This window comes from Kluyvera sp. (assembly GCF_965301105.1).
Map to the genome: position 1 here is coordinate 1 of NZ_CBDKZX010000027.1, position 21,176 is coordinate 21,176.

Genomic DNA, 21,176 nt, shown 5'->3' on the forward strand with positions numbered 1-21,176 from the left:
CCATCATTATGAGTGATGTGCTCTAACCAACTGAGCTACGTAGCCATCTTTTTTTCGCGTTACCTTATCGGCGTTGCGGGGCGCATTATGCGTATTGAGCCCTGGACCGTCAACACCTTTTTCAATGAAATTCACCGGAATGTGACTGTTTGGTTAGGTTGCGAACAGCCTGGCGCATTATTCGGCAATTATTGGCTATTTACCGTTATCCCAAACGTAAAATAGACCCTTCACAGTGCGTTGGCTAGTGGGTTCTGGCACCGGTTTAAGAAATGATTGTTATCACTGCAAACGTGGGTTTGCCGGCAGCAGAAAGAAGCAGGGCCCCGATGTCGCCATCGGGGCCCTGCCATTAAAACATCGTGCTTACTTATAAGCAGACTGATGCACGCCTACCGCACGGCCAGACGGATCGTCCATGGTTTTAAACGCTTCATCCCACTCAATGGCTTTCGCAGAGGAACATGCTACGGACGGGCCACCCGGTACGCATTCCGCAGCGCTCGGCACCGGGAACAGCTCTTCAAAGATTTCACGGTACAGGTAGCCTTCTTTTGAGCTCGGCGTGTTGTACGGGAAACGGAAGTGTGCGGTTTCCAGTTGCTGGTCGGTCACCTGTTTTGCCGCCACTTCTTTCAGCGTATCAATCCAGCTGTAGCCAACACCGTCAGAGAACTGCTCTTTCTGGCGCCACGCCACGCTTGCCGGCAGATAGGATTCGAAGCACTCGCGAAGCACGTGTTTTTCCATTTTACCGTTGCCGCACATTTTGTCCTGCGGGTTGATGCGCATTGCCACATCGAGGAATTTTTTATCCAGGAACGGCACGCGTGCTTCCACGCCCCAGGCGGACATGGCTTTGTTGGCACGGGCGCAGTCATACATATGCAGCGCCTGCAGCTTACGTACGGTCTCTTCGTGCAGTTCTTTGGCGTTCGGCGCTTTATGGAAGTACAGGTAGCCGCCAAACACTTCATCAGAACCTTCACCAGACAGCACCATTTTGATGCCCATCGCTTTGATTTTACGTGACATCAGGTACATCGGCGTGGAGGCGCGGATGGTGGTCACATCATAGGTTTCGATGTGGTAGATAACATCACGAATGGCATCAAGGCCTTCCTGCACGGTGAAGTGAATTTCATGGTGCACGGTGCCGAGGTGGTTAGCCACTTCCTGCGCGGCTTTCAGGTCAGGTGAACCTTCCAGACCGACGGCGAAAGAGTGCAACTGCGGCCACCAGGCTTCAGAGCGTTCCTGATCTTCGACGCGACGGGCGGCGAATTTTTTGGTGATAGCCGAGATAACCGAAGAGTCCAGACCGCCGGACAGCAGCACGCCGTAAGGAACGTCGGACATCAGGTGGCTTTTCACGGATTCTTCCAGCGCCTGACGAAGCTCATTTTTGTCGGTGACGTTGTCTTTTACCGCGTCGTAATCGAACCAGTCGCGCTGATAGTACTGACGAATTTCGCCGTCTTTGCTCCACAGGTAGCTGCCTGCCGGGAACTCCTGAATGGTGCGACAAACCGGAGTCAGCGCCTTCATTTCTGAGGCGACATAGAAGTTGCCGAATTCATCATGGCCCATGTACAGCGGGATAATACCGATATGGTCACGGCCAATCAGATACGCGTCTTTCTCGCTGTCATACAGCGCGAAGGCGAACATGCCCTGCAGATCGTCAAGGAACTCGGGGCCTTTTTCCTGGTACAGCGCGAGGATCACTTCACAGTCAGAGCCGGTCTGGAACTGATAGCGATCGGCATATTCAGCACGCAGGGCCTGATGGTTGTAGATTTCACCGTTGACCGCCAGAGCGTGCGTTTTCTTTTCGTTATACAGCGGCTGGGCACCGGCGTTCACGTCAACAATCGACAAACGTTCATGCGCAAGAATGGCTTTATCGCATGCGTAAATACCGGACCAGTCCGGGCCACGGTGGCGCATCAGGCGGGAGAGCTCAAGCGCTTTTTTACGCAGCTCGCCCGCGTCAGTTTTAATATCCAGTACACCAAAAATAGAACACATAGACTTCTCCGTTAACCCTGTTGTGCTGTGTTGTTGTGTGGCGTTGCGCTATCGCGTTGCCTTTGCATGACTAAAAAAATGCCGTAAAGGGCGCACGGGTGCAAGGCTTTTTCAGCCTCTGGAAGAAATAATGCAATAGGGCTTAATGAATACTAAAAAATACGTACGTAGAATCTCCTGTTATTGATGAATCTTCATTTTTATGCGGATTTTTTTATCGATTCTGTTTTCTTGCGGGCGTGTGATGTGGCATTTGTGCACCTCACCCGACAGCGCCAGGCTGCCGGGTGATAAGAGCGTCAGAAATGATAGTACACGCCTATACGTACCCGGTTTTCGTCATCGCCGTCGCTGGCTTTATCCAGATAAGCGACATCAATATAAGGCGTAAAGTGGTCGTCAATTTTGTAGCTTAAGGCTAACGTATGCTCGTAGTTCTCGGTCGAACCATTGCCGTAGCGATAATCTTCATCACGTTTATGGTAGGTAAAGTTGTACTCCATCCAGATTCGGTCGGTGACATTGAGGTCGGCCCAGATGTTAACTTCCTGGTTGGAATCTTCGGTGTAATCGCCGTTATAGTCGAAGCTCTGATAATTGTTCTGGTTATAGCGGTAGCCTGCAATGAGCATGAAGTTATCAGTCACCTGCACGCCAAGTTTGACGTAGGGATCAAAGGCGCTGCCGTTAGAACCCCAGTTAAAAACGAAACCGGGCCAGAAGAACAGGCGTGAAGCAAGTGGGATCTTATAGTTGGATTCAATTTCATTATAGCGGTTATTAAATTCATCAAAGTGCTTACCTTGCCCGGAAGTATTCTGAATGCTGAAATAGAGGTCGTCATCCAATTTCATTCCGTATTCTATTTTCGTCTGGAATTGTTCGCTCCCGGACATATAAGCTTCACGAAAGTTAACCCAGGAATCTGTAATTTTCATTGCTGATGCAGAGGTACTCATAAGAGCAAGGCTAATAGCAGTCGATAGTAAGGTGATATTTTTCATTCTTTTCATCCATTATGAATTTAAATTATATTTCCGATACGACTGAATTCGGATGAGAGTAGGTTATTTTTCGGGCCACAATTTTTCATGCGGCAGGCCGGTCAGGGTGTGCAGTACCGCCTTCGTTTCAGGAGCCGTATCGCTTAACGAACCGCCATTTTTCAAACGTGCAATTTCATTTTTGACTATCTGATGATTCTCTTTCGACAGCTTGAAGCGGAACGCAATAATGGTGCTGAGCAGTAACAAAATGACGTTGCCAAAAAAGAACAGGGCAGTAATCCCGTGAATAGTGGTGATGGATTGAGTGCTGCTGGTCGCGTCGAAATGGACGGCTTGCAGTACGATGCCAATTAACATTCCAGCCAGCGCTGAGGTGCTTTTTCTGGCAAGCGTCATCACGCCAGCAAAAACACCTTCGCGGCGTTGGCGTGTGACCAATTCATCGACATCAGGAATAAAAGGATAAATATTCCAGATAATATAGACGTAGCCACCCTTGAAGAACTGATAGATAAGAGAAGTGACGTACATGATGGGAAGCATCAATAAAGGCTTCCAGAAGTAGAACCCGGAAAAGACAAAAAAGCACAGCATGCTGACGGTCAGACAGATTCTCAGGCTCCAGGTCTGGCCATAACGGATCACCATCCACGCCATCAGCGCGTTACTCCAGCCGGTAAGGAAAATACCCACCGCCAACAGGTTTGAGGCCATCACCGAAGTGCTGTTCAGCGAGTAAATAATAAAATAGATAAATACCGTGTAGAACAGATCGAGTGAGGTAAACGACAGCACGTACATGGTCAGGTGCTGGCGGAAGCAGCGCACGCGTAGCGTAGAAGCCATATCCGTAAAAATATGTTTTATGCTGAAGCTGCGTGCTTTAGGGGCATCTGCCGTGCTTTCCTGTTTACGCTCCCAGGTGGTGGACCAGGTGACCAGCAGAGCCACCATAAAAATAACGGAGAAAATGACGGCGTTAATGAAGAAAACTTTGCTGTCCGACGTACCGAAATGTGCAAACAGACGTCCCGGTAAGAAGGTCGCGAGCCAGGTACTGAAACCGCCATAAAACAGACGAACGGCGGACAGAATACTGCGCTGCTTGTAATCGTCGGTCATTTCGGAGGCGAGGGTTTCCCAGGGAATGATGACCAGCGCACCGATGATCTCTATGGAAAGGTAGACCACCAGATAGTAAAGATAGGGCATGCCGGGGATCCACAACAGTGAATAGACATAAACCAGCACCGCGCCCAGCAGCAGGAAGATGCGTCGGCGACCAAAACGACGGCCTAACCGGGTATTCCCGATATTATCGGTAAGATAGCCAACGCAGGGGCTAACGAAGGTATCGATAATTTTGGCGATAAATAGAATCGATCCTGCCTGAATGGGCGTCAAACCCGAAAAGTTGGTAAAAAAATACATTAACCACGCCGCAATAATGGAAAATGCGCCGCTGGAAAAGAGGTCCGTCATGCCGTAACCAATATAGGTTCGCAGTTTAATCGGTACAGGGGTGCTCATAGGGTATCTCCAGAAATACGCCATAAAGTTAGATGAATTTATTTAGCGGTGGCATAAATGCCACCGACTAATGGTTTTTATTTATCAGGGATAAATCTTTCTGTTTCGTGAGTCATGAATACCTGATTTACGATAAAAATAGGTGTTGACCTGGTCACGCCAGGCTTCAGCGTTATTCAGTTGTCTATTTAAACGCTCTTGTACTTCGTGAAATAGAACTTCTGGAATGTTTTTATCAGCGGCAAGCTCAGCCCATTTTTGAATATAATCCTCAACCTGAGCCACGCCATTAAAGTGGCTGTCGTAAATGTGCTGGATAACGGTCTTACCTGAAGGCAGGACGTGGCGATATTTGAGGTGATGGAAGAATAAAATCAGCTCCTGCGGGCAGCGATTCGGGTTGTTATACATCTGGCAGTTGAGCGGATGATATTGTTTTACGTATCCTGTACCGCTGTTTTGGGTGCGGTCGACGCCAAGACCGTAGCGGTTAGCGTAGTGGTAAGTACCCCAGCTATCGTATTCGTAGCCATCAACCGCGGGACCGTAGTGGTGATGGGGCTGTACCATCCAGCCTACACCCAGTGGTGCGGTATAGCTTTCGTAAACTAACCAGCTGCTGAGCAGCATCTGGCTAACGGTGTCGACGGTTTTGGGGGAGTCAGACAGCGTGAGCTTGCACCACTCCTGTGCCAGCAGGCGTTCATCGATCTCAGGATCCCATATTAAACGGCCATAACCGTAGAGATTGGCCTGCGCAAGCGGATGACCCGTCCAGAAGGGATGATCGCCGGTGTTGACCACCGCCGTGACGCCGCTGTGGCGCATAGAGTGCTGACGACAACGGCCTGCAAGGATATCGGCAATCGAGGCGTCGTGCCTTCCTGGTTGGGTATCAAAGCCGAGAATGGTTTTCCACTGGGGAACTAACCAGCAGAGATCGATTTGCTGGCCGGTATACTCCTGGGTGATTTGCAATTCCATGACTTTGTTGGTGTGGGGCATCGCGCCCAGCAGGGGTGATACCGGTTCACGGACCTGGAAGTCCATCGGACCGCTTTTGATCTGCAAAATAACGTTGTCATCGAACTGCCCATCCTGTGGCGCAAAGTGGTCCCAGGCGGCACGGGCGCGATCGGTGCTACGGTCATACCATTTTTGCTGGCAGTTGTAGACGAAGCAGCGCCAGTACAGCAGACCCCCGTAAGGAGCTAACGAGCGCGCTAACATATTGGCGCCGTCAGCATGGGTACGCTCATAGGTGAAGGGGCCAGGGCGATGCTCCGAGTCCGCTTTCACTACGTAGCCGCCAAAATCAGGAATATATTGATAAATCTCTTCGGCGCGTTGCTGCCACCACGTCACAACCTGCGGATCAAAGGGGTCTGCCGTGGCGAGTTCGCCGGTTTCAATAGGCGCGGCAAAGTTAACGCTCAGGAAAAGCTGGATAGCGTAGCGGCGGAAAATAGCCGCGATACGGGCAACGTCAGGCAGCAGGTGTTGACGAATCAGGTTGGTTTCATGATGGTGGACGTTAACATTGTTTATCGTCAGGGCGTTGATGCCGACGCTGGCCAGCAGGCGTGCGTATTGGCACAGGCGAGTTTCATCGTAACTTATTTTATTATCAGCGAAAAAGAGTGAACGGCCTGCATATCCGCGCTCGATCGAGCCATCCATATTATCCCAGTGGTTAATCATGCGGATTGTAAAAGCCGGGCGTTCTTTTGTTATTTCCTTCACACCCGTTGGATTAGCGATATTACGCAGCAAATGGAACCAGCCATACAGTAACCCGGCATAATCTCCGGCTGTAATGGTTATCGCGTAATCATCGCGTGTAATCAAATATTCGCCATGACATGGCTGAGAGTCCGTGAAGGGCTCGAGTTTAAAAATTAGCGAGGCTTCATGAGGAGCGGCGGCTATTACCGTGTCTGCAGTGAGTTGTTTAATCTCCAGCAGCAATGTCTGGTTGTTCTCGTCCTCCTGATGGGGGAGATGAACCGCTTGTAAATACGGTTTAAGCCATGTTCCTTCCACGCTGGAGGGCAACCAACAATATGAAAAGTGACGGGGCTGGGCTATTTCCTGACGCGGTCTCATTATTTATCCTCTCGATCACCATACAAGTATGAGTGCGAGGGTAAATAATGAAATTAAAGAAATCTATTATAAAAATAGCTTGTGGGATTACGATAATTATTTTTCACATGATGGATCACATTTTTTATCAGGGTGGGAATAGCGTGGGGGAATTTATGTTATATACCGGGAAGGGAAATATTGTTGATGTGAATTTATATTTTGTATTTATATTATTGGTAAATGAATATGGTGCTGTATATCCATCTACCAATAATTTATGTGAATCTATTAGAGAATGTCGATTTCCGCCACAGACGGATAAATCCATGATGGCCGGAACGGCATATCATCGATGTCATCTACGGTGGAGACGCCAGAGAGGACCAAAATCGTTTCCAGACCAGCCTGGAAGCCGGCCAGAATATCGGTGCGGAGATTATCGCCGACGATCACCGTCTGCTCTGAATGCGCCTGCATTTTGTTAAGCGCGGCGCGGATGATCCACGGGCTTGGCTTGCCAACGACAAACGGCTTACGGCCTGAGATTTTTTCGATGCCGGCGCACAGTGCGCCACAGGCAGGGTAATAGCCGCGGCCATGCGTGTCCGGGTTGGTTGCAATGAAGCGTGCGCCATTGGCCACGAAGAATGCCGCTTTGTGCATCATCTCCCAGTTAAAGGAGCGCGTTTCACCCACGATAACGAAGTCAGGGTTGACGTCGGTGATGGTGAACCCGGCTTTATAGAGTTCGTGGATCAATGCGCCTTCGCCGACCACGTACGCTTTTTTGCCTTCCTGGCGGCGCAGGAAATCGGCGGTAGCCATGGCGGAGGTGTAAAATACGCTGTCAGGCACGTCGATGCCTGCGGTGGCGAAACGGTTCGCTAAATCCTGACCCGTCTGTGAAGGGTAGTTAGTCAGACAAAGAAACGGCATACCTTTATCCAGTACGCGCGCGACGAATTCTGCCGCGCCCGGCACGGCGACATTATCGTGCATCAGCACGCCGTCAATATCACAGATTACATTCTGAATGGTCATGGACTACCTGGCGTTTGTTTTTGAAGAGGCGTAATTATACACGTTATCTTTCTGCCTGCCTCTTCGTTGCGCCGTTCTCTCACGCTTTACGCTTGTTTTCTCAGCTCTTCGAACCATTCAGGATGCTTTTCTAGCGTCTTAAATAACAATATGAGCGGCTTAGGCGGCGCAATGCGTCCCGTTTCGTAGCGGCTAAAAGCATTCGCACCGCCGCCAAAGATTTCAGCCGCCTGGCGTTGGTCGAGTTCAAGACTTTTACGTACCCGGGCTATGAATGCAGGATCCACCTCACGGGCATTGATCTGCCGGTTAAATTCCACCATGCCAGCCATATACTCTTCGCCTTCACCCTTATCGAAGATGATTTCGCCACAGTTATCGCAGTACTGGCCTTTAACATCGTGAAATACAGTCTTGTTCCCTTTGTATTCATAGGGAATATCACGCTTTTCGTGTTTCAGCTCTGCACCACTGCATAGAGGACATTTCATTTTACAACTCCTTAAATGACACTATCAGGAGGCTGCCTGATACGATGAATTTAATGTAGAGAGGCAGTCCCTTATAGGTGGGACGATAGACGTCGTGCCAGCATGTGTGATCATGGTAGGCCGTCATACTTTTGTAGAAATCGCCTGTTTTCAGAGCCATCACAACCTCAAAGATTTCTCGTTTTGACTGGAATCCGATTTGAGATGCGCTGATTAACGCTGTGTTTGTGATACATACCCGTCCATCGCGGACCAGATTTTGGATGGTGTCTAAACGGGTATGCGGCGTTCTCTTTTCCATAAGATTAACCTAAATGCAAAATTTGGCAAATAGGTTAATCCGGCAGTGGGGGATGTCTAGCGAGGATGAGTTTAAAAATGCGCTGTATCAACGTTTGCAGCGCGTTACTCGTTGATTTGCGACTAACCTTCCAACAAATGTTGCAGCAAAATCCCGTTCAGCATGGCGCGTTTAACCAGCGCAAAAGCGCCAATCGCGGAGCGATGGTCGAGGGTTGAGCGCACCACCGGCAGATTCTTGCGGAAGGCCTTCAGAACCTGAGTATTGATGCAGCCTTCGATGGCGGGTAACAGCACGCGGTCAGCCTCGATGATCTCACCGGCAATTACCACTTTTTGTGGGTTAAACAGGTTGATGGCGATGGCAATTGTTTTCCCGAGATGGCGGCCCACGTGCTCAATAACTTCGGTGGCAAGTGGGTCACCTTTATTGGCCGCCTTACAGATGGTTTTGATGTGGCAATCGTCAAGCGTGATTCGGCTCTGGTAGCCCTGTTCAAGCAGATGGCGCACGCGCTGCTCAATGGCGGCATTCGCAGCCACGGTTTCCAGACAGCCGAAGTTACCGCAGTGGCAGCGCTCGCCGAGCGGATCAACCTGAATATGGCCGATTTCACCCACATTGCCATTACGGCCAATAAAAATACGCCCGTTAGAGATAATGCCCGCGCCGGTACCGCGGTGCACGCGCACCAGAATGGAGTCTTCACAGTCCTGGCTTGCACCAAAGTAGTGCTCCGCGAGCGCCAGACTGCGGATGTCGTGGCCGACAAAGCAGGTGACTTTGAAACGTTTTTCCAGTGCTTCCACCAGATGCCAGTTTTCGACCGGGATATGCGGCATATAGCGAATAATGCCGCTTTCCGGGTCGACAAGACCGGGCAGAATCACCGAAATGGCGATCAGCTCGCGAATTTTACGCTGGCACGATTCAATAAAGGTGGCAATGGTGTTGAGCAACGCATGTTCCAGCGTTTCCTGAGTGCGCTCCGGCAGCGGGTAGTGTTCTTCGGCAACCGCCTTGCTGCTCAGATCGTACAGTGTCAGGGTGGTGTCGTGGCGGCCCAAACGGACACCAATCGCGTGGAAATTGCGGGTTTCGGTGACGATAGAAATGGCGCGGCGGCCCCCGGTGGAGGCCTGCTGATCGACTTCTTTGATCAGGCCGCGTTCAATAAGCTGACGCGTAATTTTGGTTACGCTGGCGGGGGCAAGCTGGCTCTGCTCGGCAATCTGAATCCGCGAGATTGGCCCATGCTGGTCAATCAGGCGGTAAACGGCCGCGCTGTTAAGCTGTTTTACGAGATCAACATTACCAATTTGAGCTTGTCCGCCTGATGTCATACTTTCTCTTACTCAGTAACGACCTCGTCGCCATTAACGATGGTCTTGATGATTTTAAAGTCGTGGGTGAATGCGGTCAGGTTCGCCACTTTACCCGGGGCAATGCTGCCGAGGTGCTTTTCAACACCGATCGCGCGAGCAGGGTAGAGCGTCGCCATACGCAGCACTTCGTCCAGCGCAATGTTAGCGTGCTCGACCAGGTTGCGGACCCCTTCGATCATCGTCAGCGATGAACCGCTCAAGGTGCCGTTTTCGTCTACGCAGAGACCATTGCGGTAGTATATTGTTTTACCGGCAAAAATGAACTGATCAATATTGGCGCCTGCCGGTGCGGTGGCGTCGGTGACCAGGCACAGCTTATCGCCTTTCAGGCGTTTGGCGTTACGGATATTGATGTAGTCCACATGCAGGCCATCAGCAATGATACCGCAGTAGATTTCATTCGCATCGAGAATTGCACCGGTCAGGCCTGGTTCGCGGCCAGACATGTACGGCATGGCGTTAAACAGATGGGTGGCGAAGGTGATGCCCGCGCGGAAACCGATACGCGCTTCTTTCGCCGTGGCGTTGGAGTGCCCGGCGGAAACCACGATACCGGCGTTAGCCAGCGCGGTAATCACTTCCGGTGCGACCATCTCTGGCGCCAGGGTCACTTTGGTGATGACGTCAGCGTTGTCGCAGAGGAATTGCACCAGTTCGTGATCTGGCTTGCGCACGAATTCCGGATTATGGGTGCCTTTTTTCACCAGGTTCAGCCACGGGCCTTCGAGGTGCAAGCCCAGCGCCTGGTTCGGATGTTTGGCCAGATATTCACGCATCACGCGTACGCCCTGTTTCATCAGGTCGTCGCTGGTGGTAATCAGCGTCGGCAGGAAGCTGGTGCAGCCAGATTTCTCATTGGCTTTCTGCATAATCTCCAGCGTTTCAACGGTCACCGCTTCGGCAGTATCGTTGAACTGTACGCCGCCGCAGCCGTTAAGCTGAACGTCGATAAAACCAGGGGCGAGAATGGCGCCATTCACGGAACGCTGTTCGACGTTCGCTGGTACATCAGCCAGTGGGCAAATACGTTCAATAAGGCCATTGGCGACGATAATCGCATGGTCATCCAGAATTTCGTGACCGGTAAAGATCCGGCCATGGGTTAATGCATACATTACGACCCCCGGTATTCAAAAAATGTTGTCCCACGCCGCGGCGTGGGACGGGTAAGACATTACAGACCTTTGATATTTTCAGCTTCTAATTCATTGAAATATTTCAGGGTCTTAACTTTCAGCTCCATCGTGGACGGTTCGTCGCAAACGATCAGCGATTTCGGGTGCAGCTGCAGACAGGTAATGGTCCACATGTGGTTGACGTTGCCTTCAACCGCCTGCTGCAGCGCCAGCGCTTTCGGCGCGCCCTGCACCAGGATCATCACTTCTTCGGCATCCAGCAGGGTGCCCACGCCAACGGTCAGCGCATATTTTGGCACCAGTGAGACGTCGCCATCGAAGAAGCGGGAGTTTGCCACGCGGGTTTCGTGAGTCAGCGTCTTGATGCGGGTACGGGAAGAGAGTGACGATGCCGGTTCGTTGAACGCAATGTGACCGTCGTTGCCCACACCGCCCATGAACAGGTGGATTTTACCGTAAGAACGAATTTTTTCTTCATAGCGACGGCATTCTGCGTCAACATCTGGCGCGTTGCCATTCAGCAGATTGATGTTTTCTTCAGGAATGTCGATATGATCGAAGAAGTTACGGTGCATAAAGCTGTGGTAGCTTTCCGGATGCTCTTTTGGCAGGCCGACATATTCGTCCATGTTAAAGGTGACAACATGTTTAAAGCTAACCTGGCCCGCTTTATGCATTTCGACTAACACTTTGTAGGTCGCCAGCGGGGTACCGCCGGTTGGCAGTCCGAGGACAAACGGACGGTCCGCAGTGGGTTGAAATGCGTTGATGCGGTTAACGATGTGGCGAGCAGCCCATTTGCCGACTTGTTCAGCGTTAACGAGAGGAATCAGTCTCATTCTTCACCTCAAATGTAAAATGTAAGAAGTTGGCGGATGGCGTCTCCGTGCACTCTCTAAGCGTAACCTGTTTGCATCGATAGGGAGCAATCCGTTTTGATTTTTTGAATGATAAAATAAGTTTTCATAGTTAGCCAGTGAAAGGGAGTGGTGAGAACAATATTTGGTGACTATAGTCACAAAAAGAACGCGTTTAATTTGCGATACGAATTAAATTTTCACACACTCTGATGCCTGAACAGGTGTAAATGCAGTTTACAAGACATCGCAGTGTCATGCTTTTTTGCACAATAAAAAAATGGCTTAGATTAAATGAGCCGTCTCGGGGTCTCGTAGGGGGAATAAGATGAATATTTTAGGTTTTTTCCAGCGACTCGGTAGGGCGTTACAGCTCCCTATCGCCGTGCTGCCAGTTGCGGCGCTGTTGCTGCGATTTGGTCAGCCAGATCTACTCAACGTCGCGTTTATCGCACAGGCGGGCGGGTCTATCTTTGATAACCTGGCGCTAATCTTCGCTATCGGTGTGGCATCCAGCTGGTCAAAAGACAGCGCGGGTGCGGCAGCGCTGGCGGGTGCGGTAGGTTATTTCGTATTGACCAAAGCAATGGTGACTATCAACCCGGCCATTAACATGGGTGTGCTGGCCGGTATCATTACCGGTCTGGTCGGTGGTGCCGTTTATAACCGTTGGGCGGGTATCAAACTGCCTGACTTCCTGAGCTTCTTCGGCGGTAAACGTTTTGTGCCGATCGCAACCGGCTTCTTCTGTCTGGTGCTGGCTGCCATCTTCGGCTACGTATGGCCGCCGGTGCAGAACGCTATCCATGCGGGCGGTGAGTGGATCGTCGGCGCGGGCGCGCTGGGTTCCGGTATCTTTGGTTTCATCAACCGTCTGCTGATCCCAACCGGTCTGCATCAGGTTCTGAACACTATCGCCTGGTTCCAGATTGGTGAGTTCACCAACGCGGCGGGTGCGGTATTCCACGGCGACATCAACCGCTTCTATGCGGGTGACGGCACCGCGGGTATGTTCATGTCCGGCTTCTTCCCGATCATGATGTTTGGTCTGCCGGGTGCGGCACTGGCGATGTACTTCGCAGCGCCAAAAGCGCGTCGTCCGATGGTCGGCGGTATGCTGCTGTCTGTTGCCGTCACCGCGTTCCTGACCGGTGTGACCGAGCCGCTGGAATTCCTGTTCATGTTCCTGGCGCCGGTACTGTACCTCCTGCACGCGATTCTGACCGGCGTGAGCCTGTTCATTGCAACGCTGCTGGGTATCCACGCGGGCTTCTCCTTCTCCGCAGGTGCTATCGACTACGTGTTGATGTACAGCCTGCCGGCAGCGAGTAAGAACGTCTGGATGCTGGTGGTGATGGGTCTGGTGTTCTTCGTTATCTACTTCGTGCTGTTCAGCGTGGTTATTCGCATGTTTAACCTGAAAACGCCGGGCCGCGAAGATAAAGACGAAAACGTTGTGACCAACGAAGCCAACAGCAACACGGAAGAAGGTCTGGATCAACTGGCGACCAGCTACATTGCTGCCGTTGGTGGTACTGACAACCTGAAAGCGATTGACGCCTGTATTACCCGTCTGCGCCTGACCGTTGCCGACTCCGCGAAGGTGAGTGACGCAGTATGTAAACGCCTGGGTGCATCCGGCGTGGTGAAACTGAACAAACAAACCATCCAGGTTATCGTGGGTGCGAAAGCAGAAGCGATTGGCGATGCGATGAAGAAAGTGGTTGCACGTGGCCCAGTTGCCGCTGCTTCTGCTGACAGCGCGCCGGCTGCGGCACCTGCTGCGGCAAAACCGCAGGCAGTGGCTAACGCCGCAACCGTTGAAGCGTTGGTTTCGCCAATTACCGGTGATGTGGTGGCGCTGGAGCAGGTGCCTGACGAAGCGTTCGCCAGCAAAGCGGTCGGCGACGGCATTGCGGTGAAACCAACGGACAACATCGTTGTTTCCCCGGCTGCGGGCACTATCGTGAAAATCTTCAACACCAACCATGCGTTCTGTCTGGAAACAGATAAAGGCGCGGAAATCGTTGTCCACATGGGTATCGATACCGTAGCGCTGGAAGGTAAAGGCTTCAGCCGCCTGGTTGAAGAGGGTGCGGAAGTCAAAGCAGGTCAGCCAATCCTGGAAATGGATCTGGACTTCCTGAACGCAAATGCACGCTCAATGATCAGCCCAGTTGTATGCAGTAACAGCGATGATTTCGGCGGTCTGGTGATTAAAGCCGAAGGTCACGTGGTTGCGGGTCAGACGCCGCTGTATGAGATTAAAGGTAAATAATCGCTCCTGAGTAAAGTAGATTAATGCCTTAAGCGGCGGGGGAATTCCTCCGCCGCTTTTTTTTGCCGTAAATTCCCCCATATTCATCGGTACAACGCCTTTTTGTGCAACTAATAGTTGTCTCCGGGCGCGGCTTATAAGATCATGTGCCGTTATACGTTGTTTACGCTTTGAGGAATCCACGATGAGTGAGGCTGAAGCCCGCCCGACTAACTTTATTCGTCAGATCATCGATGAAGATCTGGCAACCGGTAAGCACAACACGGTGCATACACGTTTTCCGCCAGAGCCGAATGGCTATCTGCACATCGGCCACGCGAAATCTATCTGCCTGAACTTTGGTATCGCGAAAGACTACCAGGGCCAGTGCAACCTGCGTTTCGATGACACCAACCCGGTGAAAGAAGATATCGAATACGTAGAGTCGATCAAAAACGATGTCGAGTGGTTAGGTTTTCACTGGTCAGGCAACGTTCGCTACTCCTCGGATTACTTCGATCAGCTGCACGCCTACGCTGTAGAACTTATCAACAAAGGCCTGGCCTACGTTGACGAACTGACGCCGGAACAGATCCGTGAATATCGCGGCTCGCTGACTGCGCCGGGCAAAAATAGCCCATTCCGCGATCGCAGCGTAGAAGAGAACCTGGCGCTGTTCGAAAAAATGCGTACCGGCGGCTTCGCGGAAGGTACCGCGTGCCTGCGCGCCAAAATCGATATGGCTTCGCCGTTTATCGTTATGCGTGACCCGGTGCTGTACCGTATTAAATTTGCCGATCACCACCAGACCGGCACCAAGTGGTGCATCTATCCGATGTACGACTTCACTCACTGCATCAGCGATGCGCTGGAAGGCATTACCCACTCGCTGTGTACGCTGGAGTTCCAGGACAACCGTCGTCTGTACGACTGGGTGCTGGACAACATCACCATTCCGGTTCACCCGCGCCAGTACGAATTCTCGCGCCTGAATCTGGAATACACCGTGATGTCCAAGCGCAAGCTGAATCAGCTGGTGATGGAAAAACATGTCGAAGGCTGGGACGACCCGCGTATGCCGACCATCTCCGGTCTGCGTCGCCGTGGCTACACCGCCGCCTCCATTCGCGAGTTCTGCAAGCGCATCGGCGTGACCAAGCAGGACAACACCATTGAGATGGCGTCGCTGGAATCCTGCATTCGTGAAGATCTGAATGAAAACGCACCACGCGCGATGGCGGTTATCGATCCGGTAAAACTGGTGATCGAAAACTATCCCCAGGGCGAGAGCGAAATGGTTTCCATGCCTAACCATCCGAATAAACCGGAAATGGGCAGCCGTGAAGTGCCGTTTAGCGCTGAAATCTGGATCGATCGCGCAGACTTCCGTGAAGAAGCGAACAAGCAGTACAAACGTCTGGTGATGGGGAAAGAAGTGCGTCTGCGTAACGCCTATGTGGTGAAAGCAGAGCGCGTGGAGAAAGATGCCGAAGGCAATATCACCACCATCTTCTGTACCTACGATGCTGATACCCTGAGCAAAGATCCGGCTGATGGCCGCAAAGTGAAGGGCGTAATTCACTGGGTTAGCGCCGCGCACGCGCTGCCGGTAGAGATTCGCCTGTACGATCGTCTGTTCAGCGTACCGAACCCAGGCGCCGCAGAAGACTTCCTGGCGGTGATGAACCCTGAGTCACTGGTTATCAAGCAGGGCTATGCTGAGCCGTCTCTGCAGGCCGCTGAGGCCGGTAAAGCGTACCAGTTCGAGCGTGAGGGTTACTTCTGCCTCGACAGCCGCTACAGCACGGCAGACAAGCTGGTCTTTAACCGTACCGTTGGTTTACGTGATACCTGGGTTGGCTAATACTCGCCGATCCAAGATGAAAAACGCCGCTTTTGCGGCGTTTTTTTTTGCCTGGTCATATGCCCCTGGCGCCGATGGCAACATATCGTTCCTTTCTGTTCCGGTAATGTGCAAACCGGTTCTTTTTATAGTTTCGCGATGCGAATTAATAATATTTTCCTGGATCTGGTACGTTCGCACTTTTTTACATCTACCCACCCCTGATCTTCAATGTAAACGGTCTCATTAACATTTCATCCAAGCCCCGCAAGGGCTGGCCTGTGCAAATGTTAACAATGCATTACGTTACACATTGAAACCAAATATGTGCGCTTTGTCATAATCCTGCACTCTTGTTGCGGAAAAGGATTGATAATTCGCGTCGCGAAAAATAGTCTATCAGTGTACTGAAACACCTTTTTCCAGAAGTTCATTTTTTAGCGTTTTATTTTTTTGCTTCTGCTTTGCAGCGGCATTTTTAAAAGTCAAAGAGGATATAACTATGCGTACGTTTAGTGGCAAACGTAGTACGCTGGCGCTGGCTATCGCCGGTGTGACAGCAATGTCAGGCTTTGTGATGACTCCGGAAGCGAAGGCAGAAGGGTTCATTGATGATTCAACATTAACCGGCGGCATCTACTACTGGCAGCGTGAGCGTGACCGTAAAGATGTGACCGACCACGACAAATATAAAACCAACCTTTCTCACTCCACCTGGAACGCCAACCTCGACTTCCAGTCGGGTTATGCGGCTGACATGTTCGGTATTGATATTGCTGCTTTTACCGCGATTGAAATGGCGGAAAGTAGCGAAAGCGGTCACCCGAACGAAATTGCATTCTCGTCAAAAAATAAAGGCTATAGCGAAGATTACAGCGGCGATAAGAGCGGTATCAGCCTGTATAAAGCGGCAGCTAAATTTAAACTTGGCCCAACCTGGGCGCGTGCGGGTTACATTCAACCAACCGGTCAAACCCTGCTGGCACCGCACTGGAGCTTTATGCCGGGTACTTACCAGGGCGCTGAAGCCGGGGCAAACTTTGACTACGGCGACAATGGCGCGCTGAGCTTCTCCTACATGTGGACCAATGAGTACAAGGCGCCATGGCATCTGGAGATGGATAACTTCTATCAGAATGATAAGAAGACCAAAGTTGATTACCTGCACTCTATCGGTGCGAAATACGATTTTAAAAATGACCTGGTGCTGGAAGCGGCATTCGGTCAGGCGGAAGGTTATGTCGACCAGTACTTCGCCAAAGCAAGCTACAAATTTGATATCCCTGGCGGCCCGCTGACCACCAGCTACCAGTTCTATGGTACCCGTGACAAAGTGAGCGATCACGGCGTGAACGACATTTACGACGGCACCGCGTGGCTGCAGGCGTTAACATTTGGCTATAAGCTGAACGAGGTGTTCGACTTCCGTCTGGAAGGGACCTGGGTTAAGGCTGACGGTCAGCAGGGCTACTTCCTGCAGCGTATGACCCCGACCTACGCGTCATCTAACGGTCGTCTGGATATCTGGTGGGATAACCGCTCTGACTTCAACGCCAACGGCGAAAAAGCGGTCTTCTTCGGTGGTATGTATGACCTGAAGAACTGGAATCTTCCTGGCTGGGCAGTGGGTGCATCCTACGTCTATGCATGGGATGCGAAACCAGCGACCTGGCAGATGAACCCGGATGCCTACTACAACAAAAACAATACGATCAGAGAATCTGCATACAGCCTGGATGCCATGTATACCGTACAGGAAGGCCGCGCGAAGGGTACCCTCTTCAAACTGCACTTCACTCAGTACGACAACCACTCCGACATCCCAAGCTGGGGCGGTGGTTACGGCAACATCTTCCAGGATGAGCGTGACGTGAAATTCATGGTTATCGCACCGTTCACTATTTTCTGATGCATGATGCGGCAGGGGGAAGCCTCTGCCGCCGCTAAGAGGCTCATCGTATGAAAAAACTGATTATTGTTGCCCTGATGGCCGCTGGCCTTACCGCTTGCGCTCAGCCATCCACGCCGAAAGAAGACAGTAAGCTGAAGGATGCCTACAGCGCGTGCATTAACACCGCTGAAGGCAATCCGGACAAAATCCAGGCCTGCCAGAGCGTGCTGAACGTGCTGAAAAAAGAGAAACAGCATGAACAGTTTGCTAATCAGGAATCCGTACGCGTGCTGGATTATCAGCAGTGTATTCAGGCAACCCGTACCGGTAACGACCAGGCCGTAAAAGCCAAATGCGAAAAGATGTGGCAGGAAATTCGCAGCAATAACACCGTGAAGCCATAAGATAAGGCGAATGCTAATAACTGAAAAAACCGCTGCTTGCAGCGGTTTTTTTATGGCTGAATGCGAACGAAGGGCAAAAAAAACCAACGCATGGCGCTGGTTTTTTTAACGAGGGCGGGAGTTACTTCTCTACACCATCGTGAGCATGTTCATCTTCACGGCAGTCGCCTTCAGCGCAGTGGCCATAAAGATAAAGGCTGTGGTTGGTCAGACGAATTCCGTGTTTGGCGGCAATTTCACGCTGGCGAGCTTCGATAGATTCGTCGCTGAACTCGATCACTTTGCCACAGTCGAGGCAAATCAGGTGATCGTGGTGATGCTGCTGGGTCAGTTCGAAAACGGATTTGCCGCCTTCAAAATTATGACGGGTCACGATGCCCGCGTCATCAAACTGGTTCAGGACACGATAAACCGTGGCCAGGCCAATTTCTTCACCCATGTCGATCAGGCGTTTGTATAAGTCTTCCGCACTGACATGGTGGTTATCCGGTTCCTGAAGAACTTCCAGAATCTTTAACCGTGGAAGTGTGACTTTCAGGCCAGCCTTCTTTAATGCGGTATTATTGTCAGTCATGCGGAATCTGTCCTGTTGCTAAACGATTAACTTCCATCAGCGAAAGTATCACAGAGAATTCACCCGTTTTAATGCGTCTCATTATAGAATGACCCTGGATAAATGAAAACAGCAAGGCTTGGGTAAACTAAGCTTTCAAAAACGAGGCGTCACCGACAAACAGAGCGATGAACCTACGCTAAATCAGAAGATATTGTACAGGTATGCGCTGAAAAGTTAAAAAAATGTAGCTATTATTTTGATTGCTTTTACCTATTAATGAGGCGCGATTTGTTATCGCGCCTCAATATCATCAGGCGTTTTTGATTTCGTCGAGGTGCAGCTCTTCAGCAACCTGCTTAACCCATTTTTCAACGCGTTCAGCGGTCAGCTCCGGCTGGCGGTCTTCGTCAATCGCCAGACCCACGAAGTGGTCGTCATCGGCCAGGCCTTTCGACGCTTCGAAGTGGTAGCCTGCGGTTGGCCAGTGACCAACGATGGTCGCGCCGTTTGGCTCGATGATGTCGCGAATCGTACCCAGCGCATCGCAGAAGTACTCCGCGTAGTCTTCCTGATCGCCACAGCCGAAGAGGGCGACCAGCTTACCGTTGAAGTCAACTTCTTCCAGAGACGGGAAGAAATCGTCCCAGTCGCACTGTGCTTCACCGTAGTACCAGGTTGGGATACCCAGCAGCAGGATATCGTAGCCTGCCAGGTCTTCTTTGCTGCTCTTGGCAATGTCGTGAACGTCAGCGACATCTTTACCAAGCTGTTTTTGAATCATTTTTGCGATATTTTCGGTGTTCCCGGTGTCGCTACCGAAGAAGATGCCAACGATTGCCATGAGTAAAATAACCTCTTGAAACTTAATGATATGGTGGTGGCTTATTGCCCACAGATAAGGGCAATCATAGCAGAACAGAGAAGCGGGCGGAAACAGCTATCGTGCCGTACTGCACACTCTGCTACATGAAAGTGCGTTCTGGGGGGATATTTCAGACTTTCCCTTGCCCGTGCAGCAGCGCCAGTTGGCTCATCAGCATCTCTTCGATGAGTTCGCTGCGGCTCATGTCACGGGCTGCCGCCAGTTCGTTGAGCGCATCAACGGCGTCGCTGTTCAGCTTTAACTCGACGCGCTTAAGCCCACGAACTTTGTCGCGTTTGAGCTGATTGCGCTTATTAATGCGGAGCTGTTCGTCACGCGAAAGCGGATTGGTTTTGGGTCTTCCCGGCCGACGCTCATTTGCGAACAAATCTAATGTCGTACGGTCCGTTTGTTCTTTTGCCATGGTTCTGAGTGACTTCGGGGAAACAAGCTACCGGACGGTGCCCGGTGCAGACAGCGCGCAATCATACAACAGTGGAACCCGCACGCCAACGACCACGGCCATTCTGGCGCGCGGTCGATGCATTTTTAATCACTCAGCGAGGTAACGGCGAATGGCGCGCAGCACGGCGTCCGGTTTTTCGGCGTGAACCCAGTGACCCGCCCCGGCAATCACGTGCGCTCTCGCCTGCGGGAACTGCGCCAGCAGATCGTCACGATAGGCTTCGGTGACATACGGTGAGTTGCCGCCGGGAATAAACAGCGCAGGGTGTTCCCAGGCCGGAATGGTTTCCCAGCCGACGATATGGGGATATTGCTCCCACAGCACCGGCACGTTAAAGCGCCAGGCGCCGTCAACAAACGACTTCAGCAGAAACTGAATCACGCCTTCTTCATGCAGATACTCGCGCATCACCGTGGCTGCCTGCTGGCGCGTGGAGACGCCCGCGCTGGTGACGGCGTTAATGGCGGCAAAAATTTCATCATGACGACGCACGTGGTAATCCACCGGCGCAATGTCGATTGCCACCAGGCGGTCGATGCGCTCCGGGGCCAGCGCGGTCAGCGCCATCACCGCTTTTCCGCCCATTGAATGGCCGATGAATGTCGCTTTCTCAATCTGGTTGGCGTCGAGAGTATCGAGCAAATCCTGCGCCATGGCCGGATAGCTCATATCGTCGGAACGCGGCGACAGACCGTGGTTACGCATGTCGACCTGAATGACATCGTGATCGGCAAGCAGGTCGCGGGCGAGAATGCCGAGGTTATCCAGGCTGCCGAACAGACCGTGGACCAGGACGATGGGGGAATTATTGTGCAGGTTTTGTGCAGTTTGCGCTCGGAAATTCAATTTCATAGCAAAGTTCTTTTTTTCGCATTGTCGGGTTAGGGTATCATGTTGAACATTCTAACGCTCAGGGGCAAGTGAGGAACTCATCCGAATTTTGCCGTGCCCCTGGTTTGGCGCTACCCGCTGTTGGGTTTTGACTTTATAATCCCAATAAACTGTATTCAGAAAAATTATCGCACCGGAT

At 51.6% G+C, this 21,176-nt stretch carries 18 protein-coding genes; 4 read left to right on the top strand and 14 right to left on the bottom strand.

The annotated features are described in order from the left end of the window. Positions 1-366: 366 nt before the first annotated feature. From asnB to nagB, 10 genes are all read right to left on the bottom strand, one after another. Complete coding sequence (gene asnB, locus ACW14G_RS11530; protein WP_064548273.1) at positions 367-2,031, bottom strand: asparagine synthase B; 1,665 nt, start codon at positions 2,029-2,031, stop codon at positions 367-369. Positions 2,032-2,330: 299 nt separating this feature from the next. Further along, positions 2,331-3,044: an oligogalacturonate-specific porin KdgM family protein gene (locus tag ACW14G_RS11535; protein WP_346015166.1), complete on the bottom strand. Its 714-nt coding sequence runs from the start codon at positions 3,042-3,044 to the stop codon at positions 2,331-2,333. Positions 3,045-3,098: 54 nt separating this feature from the next. Next, positions 3,099-4,568 (bottom strand): MFS transporter, encoded by a 1,470-nt coding sequence (locus tag ACW14G_RS11540; RefSeq protein WP_167576401.1) that lies wholly within the window; start codon positions 4,566-4,568, stop codon positions 3,099-3,101. 84 nt (positions 4,569-4,652) lie between these two features. After that, complete coding sequence (locus ACW14G_RS11545; RefSeq protein ID WP_419057327.1) at positions 4,653-6,416, bottom strand: alpha-glucuronidase; 1,764 nt, start codon at positions 6,414-6,416, stop codon at positions 4,653-4,655. A gap of 528 nt (positions 6,417-6,944) precedes the next feature. Beyond that, positions 6,945-7,697, bottom strand: coding sequence for an HAD-IIA family hydrolase (locus ACW14G_RS11550; RefSeq protein WP_163449155.1), 753 nt, complete (start codon positions 7,695-7,697; stop codon positions 6,945-6,947). Positions 7,698-7,783: 86 nt separating this feature from the next. Next, positions 7,784-8,188 carry a type II TA system antitoxin MqsA family protein gene (locus tag ACW14G_RS11555; RefSeq protein WP_419058060.1) on the bottom strand — a complete coding sequence of 135 codons (405 nt, stop codon included), beginning with the start codon at positions 8,186-8,188 and terminating at the stop codon, positions 7,784-7,786. Position 8,189: 1 nt separating this feature from the next. Next, on the bottom strand, positions 8,190-8,489 hold the full coding sequence (locus ACW14G_RS11560; RefSeq protein WP_271458520.1) for a type II toxin-antitoxin system MqsR family toxin: 300 nt from the start codon (positions 8,487-8,489) through the stop codon (positions 8,190-8,192). A 122-nt stretch (positions 8,490-8,611) separates the two neighbouring features. Then, a complete protein-coding gene (gene nagC, locus ACW14G_RS11565) occupies positions 8,612-9,832 on the bottom strand; it encodes a DNA-binding transcriptional regulator NagC (RefSeq protein WP_163449156.1) in 1,221 nt (406 codons plus the stop codon). Between the two features lie 8 nt (positions 9,833-9,840). Then, positions 9,841-10,989 (bottom strand): N-acetylglucosamine-6-phosphate deacetylase, encoded by a 1,149-nt coding sequence (gene nagA, locus ACW14G_RS11570; RefSeq protein WP_163449157.1) that lies wholly within the window; start codon positions 10,987-10,989, stop codon positions 9,841-9,843. Between the two features lie 59 nt (positions 10,990-11,048). Beyond that, positions 11,049-11,849: a glucosamine-6-phosphate deaminase gene (gene nagB / locus ACW14G_RS11575; protein ID WP_064548283.1), complete on the bottom strand. Its 801-nt coding sequence runs from the start codon at positions 11,847-11,849 to the stop codon at positions 11,049-11,051. A gap of 346 nt (positions 11,850-12,195) precedes the next feature. On the opposite strand from nagB, the gene nagE reads away from it, so the two are divergent. The 4 genes from nagE to chiQ all read left to right on the top strand — a co-directional run bounded on the left by nagE (position 12,196) and on the right by chiQ (position 18,262). Then, on the top strand, positions 12,196-14,145 hold the full coding sequence (nagE, locus tag ACW14G_RS11580) for a PTS N-acetyl glucosamine transporter subunit IIABC (RefSeq protein ID WP_163449158.1): 1,950 nt from the start codon (positions 12,196-12,198) through the stop codon (positions 14,143-14,145). A 184-nt stretch (positions 14,146-14,329) separates the two neighbouring features. Next, positions 14,330-15,988, top strand: coding sequence for a glutamine--tRNA ligase (gene glnS / locus ACW14G_RS11585; protein WP_163449159.1), 1,659 nt, complete (start codon positions 14,330-14,332; stop codon positions 15,986-15,988). A gap of 481 nt (positions 15,989-16,469) precedes the next feature. After that, on the top strand, positions 16,470-17,876 hold the full coding sequence (gene chiP / locus ACW14G_RS11590; RefSeq protein ID WP_163449160.1) for a chitoporin ChiP: 1,407 nt from the start codon (positions 16,470-16,472) through the stop codon (positions 17,874-17,876). A 50-nt stretch (positions 17,877-17,926) separates the two neighbouring features. Next, positions 17,927-18,262: a ChiQ/YbfN family lipoprotein gene (gene chiQ / locus ACW14G_RS11595; protein ID WP_249022157.1), complete on the top strand. Its 336-nt coding sequence runs from the start codon at positions 17,927-17,929 to the stop codon at positions 18,260-18,262. A gap of 121 nt (positions 18,263-18,383) precedes the next feature. Here the strand turns inward: chiQ and fur are convergent, their stop codons facing one another. The 4 genes from fur to ybfF all read right to left on the bottom strand — a co-directional run bounded on the left by fur (position 18,384) and on the right by ybfF (position 20,998). Next, positions 18,384-18,836: a ferric iron uptake transcriptional regulator gene (gene fur, locus ACW14G_RS11600; RefSeq protein WP_064548293.1), complete on the bottom strand. Its 453-nt coding sequence runs from the start codon at positions 18,834-18,836 to the stop codon at positions 18,384-18,386. A gap of 292 nt (positions 18,837-19,128) precedes the next feature. Further along, entirely contained in the window at positions 19,129-19,659 is a 531-nt protein-coding gene (gene fldA / locus ACW14G_RS11605) for a flavodoxin FldA (protein ID WP_064548295.1), read from the bottom strand. 151 nt (positions 19,660-19,810) lie between these two features. Continuing rightward, entirely contained in the window at positions 19,811-20,104 is a 294-nt protein-coding gene (gene ybfE, locus ACW14G_RS11610; protein ID WP_163449162.1) for a LexA regulated protein, read from the bottom strand. Between the two features lie 129 nt (positions 20,105-20,233). Next, positions 20,234-20,998: an esterase gene (ybfF, locus tag ACW14G_RS11615; RefSeq protein ID WP_249022156.1), complete on the bottom strand. Its 765-nt coding sequence runs from the start codon at positions 20,996-20,998 to the stop codon at positions 20,234-20,236. Positions 20,999-21,176 lie beyond the last annotated feature (178 nt).

Bases quoted from the DNA above. Each gene is read 5' to 3' on its own strand.
- asnB (WP_064548273.1), bottom strand. From the start codon at position 2,031: ATGTGTTCTATTTTTGGTGTACTGGATATTAAAACTGACGCGGGCGAG.
- ACW14G_RS11535 (WP_346015166.1), bottom strand. From the start codon at position 3,044: ATGAAAAGAATGAAAAATATCACCTTACTATCGACTGCTATTAGCCTT.
- ACW14G_RS11540 (WP_167576401.1), bottom strand. From the start codon at position 4,568: ATGAGCACCCCTGTACCGATTAAACTGCGAACCTATATTGGTTACGGC.
- ACW14G_RS11550 (WP_163449155.1), bottom strand. From the start codon at position 7,697: ATGACCATTCAGAATGTAATCTGTGATATTGACGGCGTGCTGATGCAC.
- ACW14G_RS11555 (WP_419058060.1), bottom strand. From the start codon at position 8,188: ATGAAATGTCCTCTATGCAGTGGTGCAGAGCTGAAACACGAAAAGCGT.
- ACW14G_RS11560 (WP_271458520.1), bottom strand. From the start codon at position 8,489: ATGGAAAAGAGAACGCCGCATACCCGTTTAGACACCATCCAAAATCTG.
- nagC (WP_163449156.1), bottom strand. From the start codon at position 9,832: ATGACATCAGGCGGACAAGCTCAAATTGGTAATGTTGATCTCGTAAAA.
- nagA (WP_163449157.1), bottom strand. From the start codon at position 10,989: ATGTATGCATTAACCCATGGCCGGATCTTTACCGGTCACGAAATTCTG.
- nagB (WP_064548283.1), bottom strand. From the start codon at position 11,849: ATGAGACTGATTCCTCTCGTTAACGCTGAACAAGTCGGCAAATGGGCT.
- nagE (WP_163449158.1), top strand. From the start codon at position 12,196: ATGAATATTTTAGGTTTTTTCCAGCGACTCGGTAGGGCGTTACAGCTC.
- glnS (WP_163449159.1), top strand. From the start codon at position 14,330: ATGAGTGAGGCTGAAGCCCGCCCGACTAACTTTATTCGTCAGATCATC.
- chiP (WP_163449160.1), top strand. From the start codon at position 16,470: ATGCGTACGTTTAGTGGCAAACGTAGTACGCTGGCGCTGGCTATCGCC.
- chiQ (WP_249022157.1), top strand. From the start codon at position 17,927: ATGAAAAAACTGATTATTGTTGCCCTGATGGCCGCTGGCCTTACCGCT.
- fur (WP_064548293.1), bottom strand. From the start codon at position 18,836: ATGACTGACAATAATACCGCATTAAAGAAGGCTGGCCTGAAAGTCACA.
- fldA (WP_064548295.1), bottom strand. From the start codon at position 19,659: ATGGCAATCGTTGGCATCTTCTTCGGTAGCGACACCGGGAACACCGAA.
- ybfE (WP_163449162.1), bottom strand. From the start codon at position 20,104: ATGGCAAAAGAACAAACGGACCGTACGACATTAGATTTGTTCGCAAAT.
- ybfF (WP_249022156.1), bottom strand. From the start codon at position 20,998: ATGAAATTGAATTTCCGAGCGCAAACTGCACAAAACCTGCACAATAAT.